Annotated in this window: 16 protein-coding genes; 8 read left to right on the top strand and 8 right to left on the bottom strand. The window is 69.6% G+C overall.

Annotation, left to right across the window (positions count from 1 at the left end; genetic code table 11):
• Window positions 1-71: 71 nt before the first annotated feature.
• From ABL843_RS22020 to ABL843_RS22000, 5 genes are all read right to left on the bottom strand, one after another.
• Window positions 72-4,805 (bottom strand): beta strand repeat-containing protein, encoded by a 4,734-nt coding sequence (locus ABL843_RS22020; protein ID WP_418117303.1) that lies wholly within the window; start codon window positions 4,803-4,805, stop codon window positions 72-74.
• Window positions 4,806-4,911: 106 nt separating this feature from the next.
• Window positions 4,912-6,330, bottom strand: a complete 1,419-nt coding sequence (locus ABL843_RS22015; protein ID WP_418117302.1) for a CsgG/HfaB family protein — start codon at window positions 6,328-6,330, stop codon at window positions 4,912-4,914.
• Window positions 6,331-6,358: 28 nt separating this feature from the next.
• Window positions 6,359-6,943 (bottom strand): hypothetical protein, encoded by a 585-nt coding sequence (locus ABL843_RS22010; protein ID WP_369661379.1) that lies wholly within the window; start codon window positions 6,941-6,943, stop codon window positions 6,359-6,361.
• A gap of 56 nt (window positions 6,944-6,999) precedes the next feature.
• Window positions 7,000-7,281 carry a hypothetical protein gene (locus ABL843_RS22005; protein WP_126024446.1) on the bottom strand — a complete coding sequence of 94 codons (282 nt, stop codon included), beginning with the start codon at window positions 7,279-7,281 and terminating at the stop codon, window positions 7,000-7,002.
• Window positions 7,278-8,624 (bottom strand): EAL domain-containing protein, encoded by a 1,347-nt coding sequence (locus tag ABL843_RS22000; protein WP_418117300.1) that lies wholly within the window; start codon window positions 8,622-8,624, stop codon window positions 7,278-7,280. The genes ABL843_RS22005 and ABL843_RS22000 overlap by 4 nt, the downstream gene beginning before the upstream one ends.
• A gap of 675 nt (window positions 8,625-9,299) precedes the next feature.
• Here ABL843_RS22000 and ABL843_RS21995 point away from each other — a divergent pair.
• A complete protein-coding gene (locus ABL843_RS21995; protein WP_418117299.1) occupies window positions 9,300-9,908 on the top strand; it encodes a trimeric intracellular cation channel family protein in 609 nt (202 codons plus the stop codon).
• Window positions 9,909-9,918: 10 nt separating this feature from the next.
• On the opposite strand, the gene ABL843_RS21990 is transcribed toward ABL843_RS21995, so the two are convergent.
• Window positions 9,919-11,331 carry an MFS transporter gene (locus tag ABL843_RS21990; protein ID WP_418117298.1) on the bottom strand — a complete coding sequence of 471 codons (1,413 nt, stop codon included), beginning with the start codon at window positions 11,329-11,331 and terminating at the stop codon, window positions 9,919-9,921.
• 139 nt (window positions 11,332-11,470) lie between these two features.
• On the opposite strand from ABL843_RS21990, the gene ABL843_RS21985 reads away from it, so the two are divergent.
• On the top strand, window positions 11,471-12,391 hold the full coding sequence (locus ABL843_RS21985) for a LysR family transcriptional regulator (RefSeq protein ID WP_418117297.1): 921 nt from the start codon (window positions 11,471-11,473) through the stop codon (window positions 12,389-12,391).
• Here the strand turns inward: ABL843_RS21985 and ABL843_RS21980 are convergent.
• Window positions 12,388-13,350 (bottom strand): LysR substrate-binding domain-containing protein, encoded by a 963-nt coding sequence (locus ABL843_RS21980; RefSeq protein ID WP_418117296.1) that lies wholly within the window; start codon window positions 13,348-13,350, stop codon window positions 12,388-12,390. The two genes, ABL843_RS21985 and ABL843_RS21980, sit on opposite strands and share 4 nt — an antisense overlap.
• Before the next feature lie 187 nt (window positions 13,351-13,537).
• Between ABL843_RS21980 and ABL843_RS21975 the strand changes: the two genes are divergently transcribed.
• The 5 genes from ABL843_RS21975 (at window position 13,538) to ABL843_RS21955 (ending at window position 16,922) form a co-directional block, all read left to right on the top strand.
• Window positions 13,538-14,866 (top strand): MFS transporter, encoded by a 1,329-nt coding sequence (locus ABL843_RS21975; RefSeq protein ID WP_126024452.1) that lies wholly within the window; start codon window positions 13,538-13,540, stop codon window positions 14,864-14,866.
• 13 nt (window positions 14,867-14,879) lie between these two features.
• Complete coding sequence (uraD, locus tag ABL843_RS21970; RefSeq protein WP_418117294.1) at window positions 14,880-15,407, top strand: 2-oxo-4-hydroxy-4-carboxy-5-ureidoimidazoline decarboxylase; 528 nt, start codon at window positions 14,880-14,882, stop codon at window positions 15,405-15,407.
• 119 nt (window positions 15,408-15,526) lie between these two features.
• Window positions 15,527-16,048, top strand: a complete 522-nt coding sequence (locus ABL843_RS21965) for a hydroxyisourate hydrolase (protein WP_126024454.1) — start codon at window positions 15,527-15,529, stop codon at window positions 16,046-16,048.
• 28 nt (window positions 16,049-16,076) lie between these two features.
• Window positions 16,077-16,412, top strand: a complete 336-nt coding sequence (gene uraH / locus ABL843_RS21960) for a hydroxyisourate hydrolase (protein WP_418117293.1) — start codon at window positions 16,077-16,079, stop codon at window positions 16,410-16,412.
• A gap of 21 nt (window positions 16,413-16,433) precedes the next feature.
• A complete protein-coding gene (locus ABL843_RS21955) occupies window positions 16,434-16,922 on the top strand; it encodes a nucleoside deaminase (protein WP_418117292.1) in 489 nt (162 codons plus the stop codon).
• A 9-nt stretch (window positions 16,923-16,931) separates the two neighbouring features.
• Here the strand turns inward: ABL843_RS21955 and ABL843_RS21950 are convergent, their stop codons facing one another.
• A complete protein-coding gene (locus tag ABL843_RS21950) occupies window positions 16,932-17,306 on the bottom strand; it encodes a VOC family protein (RefSeq protein ID WP_418117291.1) in 375 nt (124 codons plus the stop codon).
• Window positions 17,307-17,458: 152 nt separating this feature from the next.
• Between ABL843_RS21950 and ABL843_RS21945 the strand changes: the two genes are divergently transcribed.
• Window positions 17,459-18,493, top strand: coding sequence for a diguanylate cyclase (locus tag ABL843_RS21945; protein ID WP_418117290.1), 1,035 nt, complete (start codon window positions 17,459-17,461; stop codon window positions 18,491-18,493).
• The last annotated feature ends 143 nt before the right edge of the window (window positions 18,494-18,636 follow it).

The following is an 18,636-nucleotide window of genomic DNA, read 5'->3' as shown; positions in this document are numbered from 1 at the left end:
CGGCCCGGAGGCGGGCGGAAAAAGCCCCGGCAGGGCGCGCAGCGCACCGGCCGGGGCAAGGGGGGCGACGCTCAGCGGGCCGAGGCGATCGTCGACACGGCGGAGTTGCCCACCGCGGTCGCCGTCACCTGGTTGCCTGCCGCGCGCAGCGTGCTGCCGGCGGCCGCACCGGTCACGCCCACGCCGTAGTTCACGGCGGTGGCGGTCGCGGTGATGGCGCCGCTGTTGGTCTGGTAGTTGCCCACCGCGACCGTCGGACGGTTGGCCGCCGTGGCAGCCACGGTCACCGCGTTGGTGGCCGAGTTGCCGTAGGCCTGCGCGGCGACGGTGTTGTTCGTCAGCGCGGCGGTGCCGTTCGTGATGCCGGGCGCCGTGCCGGCGGTCACGCCGTTGAGCGCGACCTGGTACGTGCCGCTCGCGCTGGCCGTCACGTTACCCGTGTTGCCCTGCGTGTTGAGCAATGCCGCCGTGGCCTGCGTGGCCTGCATCGCGCCACCGGCCGAGCTGCCCGCGACCGGCGATGCCGCGGCGTAGCCGCTGCCTGCCGACACGTTCAGCGCGTTGCTGGCTGCGTTGCCGCGTGCCAGCGCCGTGGTGCTGTTGCCGTCGATGGTGATGCCGCTGTTCAGCGCCGCGGCCGTTGCTGGCGAGGTGCCTTCGAGCTTGAACGTGGCGGAGGTCGAGGCGTTGGCCGACACGGCCGCGCTGCTGGTCTGCGTGTTGTTCAGGCCGGCGCTCGCGCCCAGCACCGCGGCGCCGTTGAGCGCCACGCTGTTGTCGGCGCGGTTGGCCGAGGCCTCGGCGGTCGTGCTGTTGCCGGCGATCGTCGCGGTGCTGTTGGCCAGGCCCGTCGTGGCCGAGGCCGTCTGGTCCTGGTTGTACAGGCGCGTCGTCGCGGCGCTGCTCACCGAGGTGGTGGCCGACTGCGCGTTGTTCAGCACGTTGTCGCCCGTGGCGGTGCCTGCCACCAGCTGCGCGTTGGCGGTGGCGCCGGCCGGCGTCGCGTTGGAGGCCTTCACGCTTAGCGTGTTGGCGACATCGTTGATCACGCCCAATGACACGTTCTTGTTGCGTGACAGGTCCACCGACGAGGCCGACACCGCGCCCGGTGCGTACAGCTCCAGGTCGGAAGCCGCCGAGACGGCCGCGTTGCCCGACTGCGCCGACGACAGGGCCGTTGTGCTCGAGACGTTGGTGCCGCTCAGGCTCAGGCTGTTGGTGGCCGTGTTCGCCACCGCGCTGCCGCGCTGGCTGTTGTCGGACACGCTCAGCGTCGAGGCGGAGATGGCCGCGCCGGCGGTCGCGTCGATGGCATAGGTGCCGTAGACGCTGGTCGACAGCGTTGCGCCGCCCGTGACCTGCTGCAGGTTCGATACCGTGTGGTCGGCCTGCGCACCGGTCGCACCGAGCGCAAGGCTGCCCGCGCTGGCCGTGGTCGCGGCACCGCCCGAGGCGATGGTGTTGCCGGTGACCGAGGCGCTGTTGGTGGCGCTGTTGCCGGTGACGGCGGCGCTGCTGCTGTTGCCGTTGACGGCAAGCTGCGAGCCCGTGACGTTGCCTCCCACCGCGACCGTGACGCCGCCCTGGTTCGGGATGGCGGCGACGGCCGACGTGCCGGGGATGGTGGCGCCGAACGGGACCGACTGTGCGTTGCGCAGGTTGTCGTAGGTGGCGGTGGTCACCGTGCCCAGGATGCTCGCCGGTGCCGTGAGCAGGCCGGTGTTCGCGCCGGTGCCGACCGTCCAACCGTTCGAGGTCAGATAGGCGATCTCCTGCGAAGTCAGGCTCGACTGAAGTACGCCCAGCGTGCCGCTGGTGATGGTCGTGTTGCCGCCGAGTGTGCTGCCGCCAAGGGCATCAGGGTCCAGCACATGAGCGCTGTACGTGAACGGCGTGGCAGGCGAGGCAGGCGTGCCCGGCGTGCCGGCCTGGCCCGCGAGTGCCTGCACCGAAGCGCTGCTGTTCTGCACGTTCTGCACCGCGCTGGAGGTCGACAGGCCGTTGCCCGCGAGCGTCAGGCCGTTGGCGGCGCTGTTGGCCGTTGCGGTCGCGCTGGCGCCGTTGCCGTTCGATGCCACGCTGGAGCCCGTCACGTCGCCGCCGATCCGGGTGCGGATCTGCGAAGCGGTCGCGCCCGGGGCGTCTTCGGAGCGCAGGGAGGCAGTGAGGCTGCCCGCGGCGTTCTGCACGCTCTGCACGCTGAAGGCCGCATCGGCGATGGCCGTGCCGACGTTGCTCACGGCGCGCGGCTGTGCGCTGACGGTGGCCAGCGTGTTGCCCGACACGTCGAGGGTGTTGCCGCTCGCGCGGTTGCCGTAGGCCAGTGCCTGCAGCTGGTTGCCCGAGGTCGCGACCGTGGATGCGGCCACGTCGTCCTCGATGGCCGTGTTCACCACGTTGCCGCCCGAGGCGGTCGCCGTGACGACCGAGCCGGCGGCGTTCTGCACGCTGGTGAGGTTGCCCACCGATGCCGCGCCGGCCACGGTGGCTCCGGTGCCCAGCGCCAGCTTGGCGGCGTTGGTCGCGTCGTTGCCGTAGGCGGCGGCGACGAAGGCGTTGCCCTGGTTCGACACGCTGCTGCGGGTGACGTTGCCTTCGATCAGCACCGTCTGCGCGCCCACGGGCAGGAAGCCCGTGCCGTCGGCCACCGCGCTCACGGCGCCGGCAGCGGTCTGGTTGCTCAGCAGGCCGTAGGCTGCGGTGACACCGGCCGAGCCGGCTGCGGGCACTGCGACCGAGGCGGGCGCCTCGGAGGGAGCCACGGTGGCGCTGTTGGCCGTCACGTTCAGGCTGTTGGCCGCCGAGTTGCCGTAGGCCACGGCGCGCTGCAGGTTGTTGGTGAGCGCCACGGTGCTGTCGGTGGCGTGCGTGCCGAGGTAGGCCGCGGCGGTGGAGCCCGCGAGCAGGGCGCCGACCGGCGAGCCGCCGTCGGTCACCTGCACGTTGACCACGCCCGCGCCGGAGCCGACGGTGGTGCCGGTCAGCGACAGCGCATTGCCGGCGCTGTTGCTCACGGCCACCGCTTCCTGTGTGTTGCCGCCCACGGTGAAGCTGCTGCCGTGGATGGTGTCGCCGCCGGTGCCGCGCGAGTCGCCCATCAGGCCGACGACGGAACCCACCGTCTGCGCCGAGACCGGTGCCGAGTAGTTGCCCTGCAGGTTCGTCACGGTGGCCGCGCCGGATGCGGTGACGTTGCCGTCGGGCAGGCTGCCGCCCGACAGCACGGCGGTGGAACCCGAAAGCGGCAGCGTGTTGGCCGCGAGCGCGAGGCTCTGGCTGGCGTTGTTGCCATAGGCGGTGGCGGCCGAGCGGTTGCCCGTGACCGAGACGGCGCTGGCGTTGTTGGTGCCATCCTCGGAGCCGGTCATCGCGCCGATGACGCCCAGGCTCGAGAGGGCGCTCACGCCGCCGTTGTAGTTGCTCTGCTGGTTGGCCAGCGCGGCGGTCGCGGTGAACGCGGCGGCATCCTTGCCGCTGAGGATCGCGTTCGACGCTGCGTTGCCGGTGGCCGAGGCGGTGGCAGCGTTGTTCGCTACGGTGATCGCGCCGCCGTCCACCGACTGCACGGCGGCGATGACGCCCGAACCCTGCGTGGCGGCGGAGAGCGACACGCCCACGTTGCCCTGGCTGCTCGACACGGCGAGGTCGGCGGCAAGCGTGCTCGACAGGCTGCCGCCGTTGTAGGCGCCGGTGTTGGCCGTCGCGCCGCCCGAGCCTGAGACCGACACGCCGTCGGCCAGCACGATGCGGTTGCCGGCCGTGCCGGCGGTGGCGCCGAGGGCTTCATTGCCCGTGGCGGCGCTGGAGATGGTGTTGCCCTGGACCGAGAGCGAGCCCTTCAGCGTATTGGTGTCGCCTGTGGCGTTGCCGCCGATGGAGGCGGTCACACTGTCGCCGTTGGCCGAAGCCGAGTGCGTGACCGGCGTGGCCGACTGGTTCACCTGCTGGTTGGAGACGACGGCCGAGCCGGTGAAGGCCGGCGCGCCGCCCGACTGCACGCTGATGGCGCTGTTGGCGGTGTTGCCCTTGAGCGTGGCGGATACCGTGTTGCCGTCGAGCGCCGGTGCGGCGACAACGCTGTTTTCGCCGTCGGCGGTCAGCGTGAGCGTCACCGTGTTGCCGCTGGCCGAGGCGGAGGAAGCCCCGCCGGTACCCTGCTGCACCGAGGTCGCGACCAGGCTGCCGTGCGCCGCGCTGCTGGAGCCGGCAGGCGAGTAGCTCAGCGTCACCGAGCCGGGGCTGGTCGAGGCGTAGTCCACCGGCACCGTGCCGGAGATGGTCGACGAGCCGCTGTTGATGGTGGTGCTCGCCGAGATGGTGTTGGCGGTGTTGGCCGCGCCGCCGCCGGAGAAGCCGTCGAGATCGACCTTCACCGTGTTGCCGGTGGCGCTGCTGGAGACCACGCCGCTGTTGGTCTGCACGCCGAGCGAGGCCGCACCTTCGGCCGGCACCTGCCCGCTGCCGCCCGCGAGCGACAGGTCGACAGCGTTGGTGAATGCGTTGGCCGTGGCGCTGGCCTTCACGCTGTTCTGCGTGACGGTGTTGCTGCCGCCGGTCTGCGGGCCTGCGGTGGTGACGTCGATGACGCTGCCGGCGGCTGTGGCCGTCACGGGCTGCGTCTTGTCCTGCACCGACTGCACGCTCTGGTAGGCCGTGGTGTTGACGGCCACCGTGGGAATGGTGGAGACCGTCGTGTCGGCCGCTTGCGCGCCGCCGGCCACGAGCGTGGCCAGCACGGCCAGGCCGATGCTGCTGAGCGGCGCGCCGTTGGCGCGGCCGCGCGGGTTCTTGCGGTTCTTCTGCATGGTTCTTCCTTTGATGAATCTGGAAAAAAGACTGGTTCGATGAAAAGCGAAATGACGGACGTCGCGTCGTCCTGGGATTGAAGACTTCGTGGTGCCTCTCGGTGACTTACTTTCCTCCGGTTGCGTTCTCCTCACGGACCGGACGGGCCGGCCCACCCCTCCCCGCGCCCTGGACGCGGAGCTTGGCGATCTCCTGCAGGCCGGGGCCGTCGCGGTGGATCGACGTGTCGGCCTTGTCTGGACGCCATGTGACGCTGATGCCGCCGGGCGCGAGGCCGCGCGATGCGAGCGCGGTGGTGACCACGCCGATGCGCTGGTCGGTCAGCAGGTCGCGCTTGCCGGAGTCCCAGTTCTCGGTGTCGCGCGCCACCAGCACCACCTCGGTGGGGGCCTTGGCCGCGGCCGCCGCGATCTGGTCGATGAGGTTCAGCGTGCCGCCAGTGAGCGCGGCCGCGCCGAACTCGAAGGGAATCTGCAGGCTGGAGCCCGTGAGGCTCGCGCCCGTCTGGCTGGCCGCGTTGACGGCCTCGCCCTGCTGCACCGGCGCGCCCGAGGCGTCGACTAGCGGGTTGGGCACCTTGCGCATCTGCTCGGCGGGCGTGAGGGTCAGCTCGCCCGTCATGCGCATGCCCAGGCACGGGTTCGGATCGACCTTGGACACGGCAGCCACCAGGCGCACCACGCCTTCCTCGAGCGCCGCGCGCACGCCCATCTGCACCGGTTCCTGGCCCTTGGCGCCCACGTCGATGTCGTAGAGCTTGCTGCCGAAGAAGCGGAAGACGTTGAAGCCGACTTCGTAGCCGTTGAATTGCTTCGTCAGGCTGATCGTCTTCACGATCATCAGCGTCTTGGTGTCGACGATGCGCAGGTCGATGCCTACCGACTGGCTGAAGGTGCGCGCCTTCACGCCCACCTGGTTCACGCCGATCTCGGCGCCGCCGGAGTTGATGTTGTAGTTGAGCTCGGTGATGCCGCCGACGATGAAGTAGTCGGACTTGTTGATCGAGCCGCCGAAGTACGGCAGCCATGGCACCGTCTGGCCGCCGTTCGGGCCCGCGAGCTGATGGGTGCGGCCGTCGCCGAGCTGGCGGCGGTCGGCATAGCCGAGTTCGCGCTCGGCGATCACCGGGTCGAAGCGCTCGGCCACCTGCACCGCGCCGCCGAGCTTGCCCAGCGCCGAATACACCATGAGCGCGCCGCCCTGCGTGATGGCGTTGCCTTCGTTGATGCTGTACTTGCCGGTGTAGTCCTTCACGTCGCCCACGGTGATGACGATGGGCGGGCGCTGCGTTGCGGTCATCGCGGACGCCACGTGATCGCCGAAGCAGGCGAGCACCGCCTCCATGGGCGTGACGTTCTCGCGCACGGCGGGGCCGAGCACCACGGGCGCTTCCTTCGGCGCCATCTGCTGCTGCGGCGCGACGACGCAGCCGGCCAGGCTCATGACGGCTGCGGCTGCAACCAGTCCGCGCGATGCGGCTTTTTTTCCGAGCGGCAACGCGCGGATCGACTTGAATGCGGTCATTCCTTTTTCTTCCCTGTCGGTTGGGTGGTCAGTTGAGTGCGCCGAAGGCGCAGGCCGTGCTGCCGCTGATGCTTGCGCTCTGGCTGCCGGTGTTGGTCTGGTTGGAGTTCAGGGCCTGGCTCGACCAGCCCTGCACGTTGCTGGTGGTGGAGCCGATCACCGCGGAGCCCACGGCGCCGCTGTTGGCTTGGCCCGTGCTCACCGTGCCGGTGCCGCCGACGCCCGTGCTCGAGTTGCCGGTGGAATTGGCCGACGCGCCGCTGGTGCCGGGCGAGTTGGCGGTGGTGCTGTTGGTGCCCTGGTTGCCCTGCGCGGTCGAGGTGACGTCGCAGTTGTATTGCTTGCCGACGTAGTTGTTGGTCGTGTAGTTGGCCGCGCCGTACGAGCCGGCCTTCTTGCGCTGGATCATGTCCTGCACCGCCGCCTGGTTGGCCTTGTCGGCGGAGGTCTGGAACTGCCAGGCGCTGTTCTCGCCGACGTTGTTGGCAGAGGCGCACGCGGCCGCGACGGCGAGCAGCATGCACAGCGCGGCGCGTGCGGCGTTCGAGGAAAGAGAGCGCGCGGCGAAGGAGGGCGACGCGCCGCTGGGGGCCAGGGCAAATTGGATTGGCATGGGAGTCCTGCGTAGGGAAATGGGAAAGACGGGAACCGGGTGTGAACGCCTGAAGCTCATGCGCGCATCGCCCGTTGCACGGGTTGAGGAAAGCCGGGCCATGCGAGCAGCTCGCCGCCCTCGTTGGTTGCTTCGTTGCGCGATGGCGAAGCCGCCCCGGGCGCGTGCAATGCGGCTTCGAGCGCGCGGTACTGCGCGGCGGCGATGAGGTCGTGCTCGCTGGCCTCGGGGTCCTGCGGGCCGCACTCCTGCATGAGTTCCAGCACGGCGCGCTGCATCTGCAGCAGGTCGGTGCTCAGGCGCGCGAGGCGCAGCTGCATGTCGGCGGGAATGCTCATGGCCTGCCTCCGTCGCGGCCGATGCCGTAGCCTTGCAGCCATTGCGCGCCGGCGTGCGATGCGATGTGCACGTCGTCGTCGCGCTCCACGCCGTCGACCACCACGTGCGGCGCGAAGTGCGCGCACATCGCGAGCATTCCGCGCAGGCATTCCCGGCCGAACTCGTTGTCGCGCGCGCGGCGCAGCAGGGCCGCGTCGAGCTTCACGATGTCGGGCCCGCATGCCTGCACGGCCGCGAGGTTGTCGGTGCCGCTGCCGAAGTCGCGGATGGCGATGCGGCAGCCGCGCAGCTGCAGCTGCACGCAGAAGTCGTGCGCCGCCTCGAGGTCGGGCAGCGCGGCGCTGTCCGCGATCTCGATCACGAGCCGCGAGGCCAGCTCGGGCTCCCTGTCGAGCACCGCGAGCAGCGAGGCCCACCAGTGGTCGACCTGGATGCCCTGCGCCGAGATGCTCACGCCGATATGCGCCGAAGGCTGCAGCCGCAGCGCGGCCACGGCGCGTCGCATCACGGTGCGATCGAAGGCGCGCGTGAGCCCCAGTCGCTGCAGGCAGGGCATGAACACTTCGGGCAGGAGCGAGGCCGCTTCGCCGTGGCTCGGCGCGATGCGCGCACGGCCGGCGCGGTAGAGAGTGGTGGCCACGCTGCCCGGGTGCACCACCGGTTGCCACGAGAACGAGAGGTCTTCGGCACGCAGTGCTTCGCTCACGCGCACGGCCACGTCCATGTCGGCGCGGTAGAGCTGGCGCCAGCCGTCGGCTCGGCTCTCGCGCGAGTCGGGGAAGGGCTGCGCGGTCCACAGAGTGAGCTCGATCTCGGAGGCGCCGAGCTGCTGCGGCGAGCGCACGTCGATCCAGTCGGCATGCAGCTGCACCAGCGCGGCGATGCCGCCGGCCCGCACGGGCTCGGCGCCGAGCACCGCGAGCAGCGTCTCGATGGGGCGGGAGGCATGCGGCGCGTCACCTCGATCGCGCATGCCGTGAGCCGCGCAATCGAATGCCTCGTTCTCCCACAGCAGGAAGCAGTCGTCACGCAGCCGGGCCATGTCGGACGAGGGCAGCGAGATGAAGTTGGCGCACAGCCGGCGCTGCACTTCGAGGCTCGTGGCGGACGCGAAGTCCTGCCCGTAGGCCTCGACCAGATGCGGCAGGTTCGCGATGAACACGAAGGCGCAGGCCCTGCGAGCGGCGATGCGTTCCGCAGCCGCGGTGGAGTTCCGGGCCACGGGCTCGGCATGCGGGCCATGTGCGCCGTGAACGCGGCTTCCTGCGGGCGTGCGCTGCGCCCAGGCGGCGGGCCGGTGCGTGCCTGCAGGCCAGGCGGTCGGTGATGAGAGAGCGGCCATTTGCGTCCTCGATCGAATTTCTTTTGCTCGAACCCGGTGAAGAGAGAAGAAAGAGGCCGCGCTTCTTGCGGCAGCACTTCTCCATCCCGCGCCGCGGCGCAGGATCAAGACGGAAGACAGGAAATCACCGGACGAGCGAAGGCATCACGCGACACGCACCCCTTCGAGGAGTGCCGGCGATCGGCTATCGGGTCACGGGAGAGAGGGCGTGCGGTTCGCGCGAGAACTTCGGCGCGGCACGCGGGAACGGCTAGGTGTACGGCATGGACGTGGCCTTCGGCTCAGCGGGGCCACGCGTTCGTGCGGCGGACCCGCGAACCGCATTCAGCGGCTCGTACGTTCGGTGGAACGAGGGTCTGCAGGCCATCACGTGCAAGCTCCGTAGAACAGTTGTGAAACAAAATGAATACTACGGATTGCAGTAGGAGGCCGCATTCGCTTTCGGACGGCGAATGTGTGCCAGTTCACATTTGTCAACATGACCACCGGAGATCGCAGTCTCCGGGTGGAAGCGGGCTTTGGAAGGCGGGTCCGGCCTGTCCTCGGGAACGTGCCCGGCACTCGCATGCAGAATGCCGGGCACCGATCTTCCAAACCTTCTCTTCACACCGACCGATGGAACATTCCGAGCGAGAAGAGCCAGGCAGGGCGCCGACTCCCGCATCTGCGGAAGCCATGCTGCTGTATCTGTTCGATCTCTCCGGCGTTGCCGTGTTCGCGGTCAGCGGCGTGCTGGCCGCAGGCCGCGCGGGACTCGACTGGCTGGGCGTGCTGGTGATCGCCTCCGTCACCGCGGTGGGTGGCGGAACCCTGCGCGACCTGCTGCTCAACCGCCATCCGGTGTTCTGGATCAGTGACGTGCGCCATGTCTACGTGATCCTCGCGGCGACCGCGGCGAGCATCGCGTGGGTGCACTTCGTACCGATACCGGAGCACGCGCTGGCATTGGCCGATGCGCTGGGACTGGGGCTCTTCGCGATCACCGGGGCGCAGATCGCCGAAGAGCGGCGGCTGCCGGCGGTCATCGTGACACTGGTCGGCACCATGACCGGTGCAGCCGGCGGCCTGATGCGCGATGTGTTCACCGCGCATGTTCCGCTGCTGCTGAGCAGCGGCATCTATGGTTCTGCCGCCATCGCGGGCATCGCCGCCTATCTGCTGCTCCAGGCCGCGGGAGCGAGCAGGCGCTGGGCCTTCCATGCGGGCGTGGTGCTGATCGTGGCGCTGCGCGTGGGTGGCATCTACGGCGGCTGGCACCTGCCGCTGCTGCAACTGCCTGCCTAGGGCTTCCTGTTCACGAGAGCCGCGGCCTTGCAGGGCTCCTGAGCAGGCTCACCACGCTCCCCGCCAGGGCAGCCAGCGCCGCTATCGTGAGCCCCAGGTGCACGGCACTGTGTGAAGGCAGTACCCCGAACACCAGGCTCATCGCCAGGCTCCCGAGCGTCAGCCCGGTGAGCCGCGCGGTTCCTTGCGCTCCACCGGCCGCGCCGCAGCGTTCCTTGGGCGCCGAGAGCAGCATGTTCTGGTTGTTGGGCGTCTGGAAGAGGCCGAAGCCGAAGCCGGCGAGGCTGGTGAAGAGCGCGATCGGCAAGGCCGGGTCGCCGTGTATGGGCCACAGCGCGCACAGCGCCAGCCCGGTTGCGAGAAACGCGCTTCCCGCCGCGCAGAGCCATGCGGTCGGCACCCGCTGCGCCATGCGTGCCGACAGCGGCGCGGCCAGCATCACCGCCAATGGCCAGGGCGTCATCAGCAGGCCGGTGGCAGTTGTGCTCTGGCCGAGTTCGTGCTGGATGTAGAAGGGCAGTGCCACGTAGCTCGCCATCTGGCCGGTGAAGCAGCAGACCGAAGCGATGACGGAGATGCGGAACGAGTGCACGCGCAGCAGGTCGAGCGGGACCAGCGGCGCCTTCTTCGCCATCTCGCGGCGCACCAGCAGGACCATCGAGGCGATCGCCACGCCGAGCAGCGCGCCGCCGTGCGGCAGGCTCGACGGCAGCCGGTCGCTGCCGAGCACGAAGGCGGCGAACATGATCGCGTTGAGCGCAATGCTCCAGAGGTCGATGCTGTCCTTCGTCGACTCGGGGCGCGGCAGCTTCGTGCAAGCGGCGAGCACGAGGAGGCCGATGGGCAGGTTCACCGCGAAGAGCCACGGCCAGCTCGCCGCCGAAAGAATGAATGCGCCGATGGAAGGCCCCGCCGCCGTGGCGCCCGCAATGGCGAGTGCGTTCCAGCCTATCGCGCTCGCCAGCAGCCGGCGTGGATAGGTGAAGCGCAGCAGCGCCAGGCCGAGCGGCATCACTGCCGCCGCGCCCAGCCCTTGCAGGCATCGCGCGGCGACCAGCCATGGCAGCGACGGAGAAAGCGCGCACAGCACCGACGCCGCGGTGAACAGCGCGACGCCGCCGGCGAACACTCGGTGATAGCCGAGTCGCGCGCCGACGGCGGAAGCAGGCAGCAGGAACATCACGACCGCGAGCTGGTACGCCGTGATGATCCAGACCGCATCGGCAGGCGTCGCCTGCAGTTGCCGGGAGATGCTCGGCAGCGCCACGTTGGCGATCGCGCCGTCGAGCACCACCAGGGTGCCCGCGCCGAGGATGGCGGCGACGGCCGCGATGCGCCGGGGCATCGGCAGGCCGTCGATATCGTTCGCTGCCTCGGTCCCGATGGAAGAAGTGCTGGAGCGGAGTGAAGGTGAGAGAAGCATGGGAGTGGCCTTGATGGAAGACGCTCGATTGCGTCGGCCCAGAATAGGTCGCGAAGACGCGCCGGCCCAGAGCGTGGCGCGCAGGTTGTTCCTGCATGCGGCGCCTGCCTGGATCCGCGCGCCTGTGCTAGCGTCGGGCATGCAAGACGCCGATCTCAACCTGCTGACCGCGCTGAACGCACTGCTTTCAGAAGGCAACGTGGCGAAGGCCGCCGAGCGCATGGGCCTGAGCGAATCGGCCATGAGCCGCACGCTGGCGCGGCTGCGGGAGGCCACAGGCGATCAACTGCTGGTGCGCGCTGGGCGCGGGATGGTGCCCACGCCGCATGCGCTGGCGCTGCGCGATCGCGTGAGAGACTTGGTGCAGGAGTCGCACGCGGTCCTGCAACCCGCCGACGCGAGCCTGGACCCGCGCACGCTGCAGCGCCTCTTCACCATACGGGCCAACGACGGCTTCATCGAGGCCTTCGCGCATGTGCTGGTGGCCCGTGTCGCGAAGGAGGCGCCCGGCGTTCGCCTGCGCTTCGCGCCCAAGCCCGACAAGGACGTGCGCCCGCTGCGCGAAGGCCTGATCGATCTCGACGTCGGCGTGCTGGGCGACTCGGCGGGGCCGGAGGTGCGCGTCCAGGCGCTCTATCGGGACCGCTTCATCGCCGCGGTGCGCGAAGGCCACCCGCTGCTGGCCGAGGCCGGGATCACGCCCGAGCGCTATGCCGCCTGCGACCACGTGGTCATGTCGCGCCACGGCCGCAAGGAAGGGCCGGCGGACGTGGCTCTCGCGGCGATGGGGCTGGCGCGCAACGTCGCGGTCACGGTGCCGAGCTTCGGTGCTGCTTTGTCGATCGCGGCGGCGACCGATCTCGTGGCCTTGGTACCGGCCTCGTACTTCGAACGCCTGAGGGCGCAGAGCACGCTGCGCTCGTTCCCGCTGCCGATTCACACGGAGCAGATCACCATCTCGCAGATGTGGCATCCGCGCATGGACCGCGATCCCGCGCACCGATGGCTGCGCGGCATGGTGCTGGAGCTGTGCCGGGGCCTTGCGGAAGGCGAAACCTAGTCCGCAGCGGGCTCGGTCGTCGCACCGGGCGCCGACTGCGCCAGGTGCCTACCCACCGTCGACAGCAGCCCGCGCAGCCAGCGATGCGCGCCCTGGTGCTGCGAGCGCTCGTGCCACAGCTGGTAGAAGCGCATGCGCGGAAATCCTTCGGGCGCGGGCAGGTTCACCACCGGCAGGCTGCGCGTGAACTGCTCGGCGAAGTGGCGCGCGGTGGTGAAGACGAGGTCGCTCTCGGCCACGAGGTAGGGGGCCATTGCGTAGTAGGGCACGAAGACGCGTGCGTCGCGGGTCTGCCTGAGCCCGGCGAGGTGGCTGTCGACGACCGCGCGGTGCGACTTGGCGAAGGGCGTGGGCACGACATGGGCGGCCGCCAGGTAGCGCTGCAGCGTCATCGCGCCCGGCGCGGCCAGCGGATTGGTCGGGCTCATCATGCAGACCAGGTCGTCCTCGATCAGCAGCGACAGGTGCATGCGCTCCGGCGGCAGCGGCCAGTTGCCGATGACGATGTCGAGCTCGCCCTGCGCCAGCGCGCGCTCGTAGTCGTAGCCGGGGGTGAGGGGGTGGATCAGCAAGCGTGCCTGCGGCGCCTCGGCGCGAAAGCGCGCCACCGCCTCGGCCATGAAGCTCGCGGCCAGGTAGTCCGGCGTGGCGATGGTGAAGGTCATGGTGCTGGAGCCGGGCTCGAAGCGCTCGGGGCCGGCCAGCATGCGGTCGATTTCTCCGAGCACCTCGCGCGCGCTGTCGCGCAGCTGCAGCGCGCGGGCGGTGGGCACCATGCCGCCGCGCTCGCGCACCAGGATCGGATCGCCGAAGGCGTCGCGCAGGCGCCGCAGGGCCGCGCTGACGGCCGGCTGCGTCTGGTTCATGCGGACAGCCGCGCGAGAAACGCTGCGCTCGGCCACCAGCACCGCCAGCACGCGCAGCAGATGGATGTCGACAAGGTCCTGGCTTCTCGTCATGTGTCTAGGGGTTCGACCGGATGGCGCACCCTCGCGGGGCGCGACCTATCGCTCTGGTTTATGCCGCACATTCCGCGCGCCGTGCGCGCGGCGGGACCATTGTGCCTACAGTGCCCCGGCAGGCGGCGTTCCTTCTCGGCGATGGAGCCGATCGCGAAGCCCCACACCAAGGACCTGGAGACAAAGCATGACATCGACAACCACGGCGGCCGCACCCGCCCGGCCTTCCGACACCCCGTCCGAGCTGGACGGGGTCTACCGCAAGATCATCTGGCGGCTCATTCCCTTCCTGATGCTGCTGTGGGTGCTGGCCTGGATCGACCGGGTCAACATTGGCTTCATCAAGCTGACCATGCTCGATGAGCTCAAGTGGAGCGAGGCGATGTACGGCCTGGGCGCGGGCATTTTCTTCCTGGGCTATTTCTTCTTCGAGGTGCCCAGCAACCTGCTGCTGCAGCGCATCGGGGCCAAGAAGACCATCATGCGCATCACCATCGGCTGGGGCCTGACCTCCATCGCCACGATGTTCGTGAAGACGCCGGAGATGTTCTATTTCCTGCGTTTCCTTCTGGGCGTGTTCGAGGCCGGCTTCTACCCCGGCATCATCCTGTACCTGACCTACTGGTTCCCCAACGACCGGCGGGCCAAGGCCTTCGGCATGTTCATGTCGGCCTCGGCCTTCGCGGGCGTGATCGGCGGGCCGCTGGCCGGCGCCATCATGACCGGCATGCACGGCGTGAACGGCTGGTCGGGCTGGCAATGGGTGCTGCTGCTCGAAGGCATTCCCTCGGTCATCGCAGGCTTCGTCACGTACTTCTACCTGACCGACAGGCCCGAGCAGGCCCGATGGCTCACGGCGCGCGAACGCCAACTGGTGCATGAAGACCTCGAGCGCGACGGCCGCTCGCTGGGCCAGCGCGAGCACAGCATGCTGGCTTCGCTCAGGAGCGGGCGCATCTGGCTGCTGATCCTGATCTTCTTCTGCATCATCGCGGCCAATTCCTCGCTGACCTTCTACGGCCCCACGCTGGTCAAGGAAGTGGGCTTCACCAGCCCGGTGACGGTGGGCTGGATCATGGCCGTGGCCTACCTGTGCGGCGCGGCCGGCATGATCTGGAACGGCTTCCACTCCGACAGGCAGCAGGAATCGCGCTGGCACTGCGCCCTGGCCGCCGCGCTGGGCGCTGCCTCGCTGCTGGTCGTGGCTCTCTTCCTGGGGCACAGCGCGCTGGCTGTGCTTGTTGGGCTCACGCTGGCCATCGTCGGCACCATGAGCGCCATTCCGGTGTTCTGGCAGATGCCCAACCGCTTCCTGGCCGGCACCGCTGCAGCCGGCGGTGTGGCGCTGATCAACTCCATCGCCAACCTGGCCGGCTTCGGCGCGCCCTGGATGCTGGGGCTCATCAAGACATCCACCGGCAGCCTCTCGCCCGGCCTGTACGTGGTGGCGGCGGTCGAGGTCTGCGCCACCCTGCTGATCCTGGCCTGCGTGCCTTCGCATCGCAAGCAGTCATGAAAGAGAACAACCAATGACCCTCACAGCCACCCGCTTGGACCTGGCCGCGCTCAACGCCATGGACCGCGACGCCTTCGTCGCCGCCGTCGGGCCCACTTTCGAGAACTCTCCCTGGGTTGCGCAGGCCGCGTGGGCTCGCAGGCCCTTCGCGGACACCGACGCGCTGCATGCCGCAATGCTCGACGTGGTGCGCGAGGCGCCGCACGAGCGCCGCATCGCTTTCCTCTGCGGCCACCCCGAACTGGCCGGCCGCGAAGCCCAGGCCGGCACGATGACCACCGAATCCGTCGGCGAGCAGCGCAGCGCCGGGCTCGACGCGCTCAGCCGCGAAGAGCTGGACGAGATGCAACGGCTGAACCGCGCGTACCGCGAGCGCCACGGCTTCCCCTTCATCATCGCCGTGCGCCGCAACACCAAGCAGCAGATCTTCGAGGCAATGCGCGCGCGCGCCGAGGCGAGCACGCAGGCCGAGCACCGCGCCGCGCTCGACCAGATCGGGCTCATCACCCGGGGGCGCATCCACGCGCTGCTGGACGGCTGAAGGCGCCTTTCCCCTCTCTTCCCGACGGACACGTTCCCGTTCCCGCCGGCTGGTGCATCCCATGCACCGGCGAGGCCTTCCATCGCCCGAAAAAGGCAACAACGACAGGAGACAACAGCATGGCGAATCAAGTCGTATCCCAACCCGCGCGCAGGCAGTTCGCGCTCTCGGGGCTGGCGCTGGGTGCCGCGGCGCTGACCGCACGTGGAGCACTCGCGCAACAACAGCCGAACGCCGCGCCGGCCGGCCCGGCCCAGGCCAGCGGCCCCATCGTGCTGCATGGCGCGAGCCCGCGCCTGACGGTGCATGCGCTGGACACCTTCCACGGCGCGGCCGCCACCGGCCTGCGCATCGATTTCTCGCGGCTGGAAGGCGGCAGCTACAGGCCGCTGCGCAGCGTCGTCATGAACGGCAACGGCCGCTCCGAAGAACCGCTGCTGATCGGCGACAGCTACCAGGCCGGCGACTACGAGCTGCTGCTGCACGTGGACGACTACTTCGCCAGCAGGAAGGCTGTGCTGCCCATGCCGCCCTTCCTGACCAGGCTGCCGGTGCGCATCCGCGTGGCCAACGTCGCCGAACGCATCCACCTGCCTATCCAGTTCGGCCCCTGGAGCTACACCTATTCACGCGGCAGCTGAGCTCACCGGATTCACGAAAGGACACGACATGACCGGCATCTCGACCCACGTGCTCGACATCACCAACGGAAGGCCCCTGGCCGGCCTGCAGGTGGAGCTCTACGACATGGCGACCACTCCGCCCACGCGCCTGAACGGCACCCGCACCAACGCCGACGGCCGCACCGACGCGCCCATGCTCTCGGCCAAGGACGCGCGTGCCGGCCACTTCGAACTGCGCTTTCACGTCGGCGACCACTTCAAGGCCGCCGACGGGCTCTCGGACGTGGTGCCCGTTCGCTTCTCCATCTTCGACGCCGCACAGCACTACCACGTGCCGATGCTGTGCGCGCCCTGGTTCTTTTCAACGTATCGCGGCAGCTGACTGCCGCCGGAGCCCCTAGCGATGACCCAACCCCAACTCCAATCCGAACCCAACGCAGAGAAATACATGGTCGACGCCATCCGCCTGGCCATGCGCAACGTGCGCGAGCGCAGGACCTGGCCCTTCGGCGCCGTGCTGGTGCGCGACGGCAAGGTGCTGGCCCACGCGGTCAACGAGGTCGATGCCCTGTGCGACCCCACGGCCCATGCCGAGATGCAGGCCGTGCGCATCGCCGTCAAGGCGCAGGGCGGCACTGACCTGTCGGGCAGCGTGGTGTACGCCAGCGGCTATCCGTGCCCGATGTGCCTCACGGCGATGTACCTGGCGGGAGTGAAGGAGGTCTACTACGCCTACTCCAACGAGGACGGCGAGCCGCACGACCTGTCGGCCGAGCGCGGCTACCTGGAGATCGCGCGGCCCATCGAACAGCGCGAGATGCCCGTGCGCGCGCTGCCGGTGCGCGACGAGGGCGAGGACCTTTACGAGGCCTGGTCGCGCGTGACGCGCTGAGCTCCCGGGTCAGGCCTGGGGCTCGTTGCAGACCGCTTCGATGTTGTGCCCGTCCGGGCCGATGACGAAGGCCGCGTAGTAGTTCGCGTGGTATTGCGGGCGCAGGCCGGGCGGTCCGTTGTCCCTGCCTCCCGCCTCCAGCGCCGCGCGATAAAACGCGTCGACCTGCTGGCGGGTCTCGGCCTTGAACGCGAGGTGAAGGTGCGCCGGCTTCTCTTCGGTCTGGAACAGGCACAGCGAGGCCTTGCTCTTCGAGGCGAGTTCGACGCCGTAGCTCGGTACGCCCTCGGAAACGACGGCGACGCCGAGCGGTTCGAGTGCCCTTAAGAAAAACGCCTTGCTCGCCGCGTAGTCGCTCACGCCGAATTTGACATGGTCAAACATGAGTTTCCTGTTGTTTCGAGATCTGTGGAGGCCGGGCGGCCCGAGGCCGGCGCAAGCATAAACCCGTGATTCCGGGGGCGCCACGCGGCCCGAAAGCCTCCTGGCGACCGGGGAACCGCTGCCGGGGCCGCTTCGCCGTCAAAATGCCGGCCATGGAATCTCTGATCGAACAACTCTCCGACTCGGTGGCTTCGGCCCGGACGCTGGAAGACCTGACCCGTCCGATGCTCGAGATGCTCGGCGCGGTGACCGGGCTGGAGTCGACCTACCTCACCACCATCGACCTCGACAAGGGACAGCAGCACATCCTCTTCTCGCGCAATGTGCGGCAGCTGAGCATTCCAGAGGGCCTCACCGTGCCTTGGGCCGACACGCTTTGCAAGCGCGCCATGGAAGAGGGCCGCACCTACACCGGCGACGTCGCCAGCTGCTGGGGCGATTCCGACGCGGCAAAGGAGCTCGGCATCCAGACGTACGTAAGCACGCCGGTCAAGACCGAGGGCGGCGACCTGTTCGGCACCCTGTGCGCCGCGAGCTCGACGCAGCAGCCCCTGGCGCCGCATGCCGAGCCCGTGCTGCAGCTGTTCGCGCGGCTGATCGGCCAGCAGGTGGAGCGCGAGCTGCTCTACAGGAAGCTGGAGAAGGCCCATGCCGAAGTCGTCACCCTCGCGTCCACCGACGCGCTCACGGGCCTGCCGAACCGCCGCACGCTAGTCGACGGCCTGCGCAGGCTGATGGCGCAGGCCGAGCGCGACGGCACCAGCGTGCTGGTCGGCTTCATCGACATGGACGGCTTCAAGAAGATCAACGACACCCACGGCCACGACATCGGCGACGAGTTTCTCGTCGCCATGACCGCCCGCATGTCGGCCTCGCTGCGCGCGGGCGACATGCTGGCGCGCAACGGCGGCGACGAGTTCGTGGTGATCGGCGCCGGCCCCGCCTTCGACCAGGCGCCGAACGCCGCGGCGCGTTCGCTCGCCGAGCGGCTGGGCGAAAGCACCGTGGGCGAACTGCGGCTGCAGGGCGCCACGCTCGACTACCGCGGCGCGAGCGTCGGCGTGGTCGCCATCGACCCGCGCACCAGCTCCGCGGCGCAAGCGCTGCGGCTGGCCGACGAGGCCATGTATTCCGTCAAGCGCGGGCGCCGCGCCGTGGCGAACCATCGGGAAACGGCTTCGGCCTGAGCGGCGCAGCCAGGTGCCGTCGCCGCCCCGGCTCGCGGTGGGGGCGGCGCGCAGCCCGGGGGAAGGGCCTCGCGATGCGGCATCGAACCTGTTGAAGATGCTGGAGCCGTCGCGCGCGCAGCCGTCGATTTCGATGGCGATGC

It is taken from the genome of Variovorax sp. 350MFTsu5.1, assembly GCF_048302515.1.
Taxonomy (GTDB): Bacteria; Pseudomonadota; Gammaproteobacteria; order Burkholderiales; family Burkholderiaceae_C; genus Variovorax; species Variovorax guangxiensis.
The sequence above is the reverse complement of the archived record's forward strand: the minus strand, read 5'-3'. Positions and strand labels throughout refer to the sequence as shown.

Bases quoted from the DNA above. Each gene is read 5' to 3' on its own strand.
- ABL843_RS22020 (WP_418117303.1), bottom strand. From the start codon at position 4,805: ATGCAGAAGAACCGCAAGAACCCGCGCGGCCGCGCCAACGGCGCGCCG.
- ABL843_RS22015 (WP_418117302.1), bottom strand. From the start codon at position 6,330: ATGACCGCATTCAAGTCGATCCGCGCGTTGCCGCTCGGAAAAAAAGCC.
- ABL843_RS22010 (WP_369661379.1), bottom strand. From the start codon at position 6,943: ATGCCAATCCAATTTGCCCTGGCCCCCAGCGGCGCGTCGCCCTCCTTC.
- ABL843_RS22005 (WP_126024446.1), bottom strand. From the start codon at position 7,281: ATGAGCATTCCCGCCGACATGCAGCTGCGCCTCGCGCGCCTGAGCACC.
- ABL843_RS22000 (WP_418117300.1), bottom strand. From the start codon at position 8,624: ATGGCCGCTCTCTCATCACCGACCGCCTGGCCTGCAGGCACGCACCGG.
- ABL843_RS21995 (WP_418117299.1), top strand. From the start codon at position 9,300: ATGCTGCTGTATCTGTTCGATCTCTCCGGCGTTGCCGTGTTCGCGGTC.
- ABL843_RS21990 (WP_418117298.1), bottom strand. From the start codon at position 11,331: ATGCTTCTCTCACCTTCACTCCGCTCCAGCACTTCTTCCATCGGGACC.
- ABL843_RS21985 (WP_418117297.1), top strand. From the start codon at position 11,471: ATGCAAGACGCCGATCTCAACCTGCTGACCGCGCTGAACGCACTGCTT.
- ABL843_RS21980 (WP_418117296.1), bottom strand. From the start codon at position 13,350: ATGACGAGAAGCCAGGACCTTGTCGACATCCATCTGCTGCGCGTGCTG.
- ABL843_RS21975 (WP_126024452.1), top strand. From the start codon at position 13,538: ATGACATCGACAACCACGGCGGCCGCACCCGCCCGGCCTTCCGACACC.
- uraD (WP_418117294.1), top strand. From the start codon at position 14,880: ATGACCCTCACAGCCACCCGCTTGGACCTGGCCGCGCTCAACGCCATG.
- ABL843_RS21965 (WP_126024454.1), top strand. From the start codon at position 15,527: ATGGCGAATCAAGTCGTATCCCAACCCGCGCGCAGGCAGTTCGCGCTC.
- uraH (WP_418117293.1), top strand. From the start codon at position 16,077: ATGACCGGCATCTCGACCCACGTGCTCGACATCACCAACGGAAGGCCC.
- ABL843_RS21955 (WP_418117292.1), top strand. From the start codon at position 16,434: ATGACCCAACCCCAACTCCAATCCGAACCCAACGCAGAGAAATACATG.
- ABL843_RS21950 (WP_418117291.1), bottom strand. From the start codon at position 17,306: ATGTTTGACCATGTCAAATTCGGCGTGAGCGACTACGCGGCGAGCAAG.
- ABL843_RS21945 (WP_418117290.1), top strand. From the start codon at position 17,459: ATGGAATCTCTGATCGAACAACTCTCCGACTCGGTGGCTTCGGCCCGG.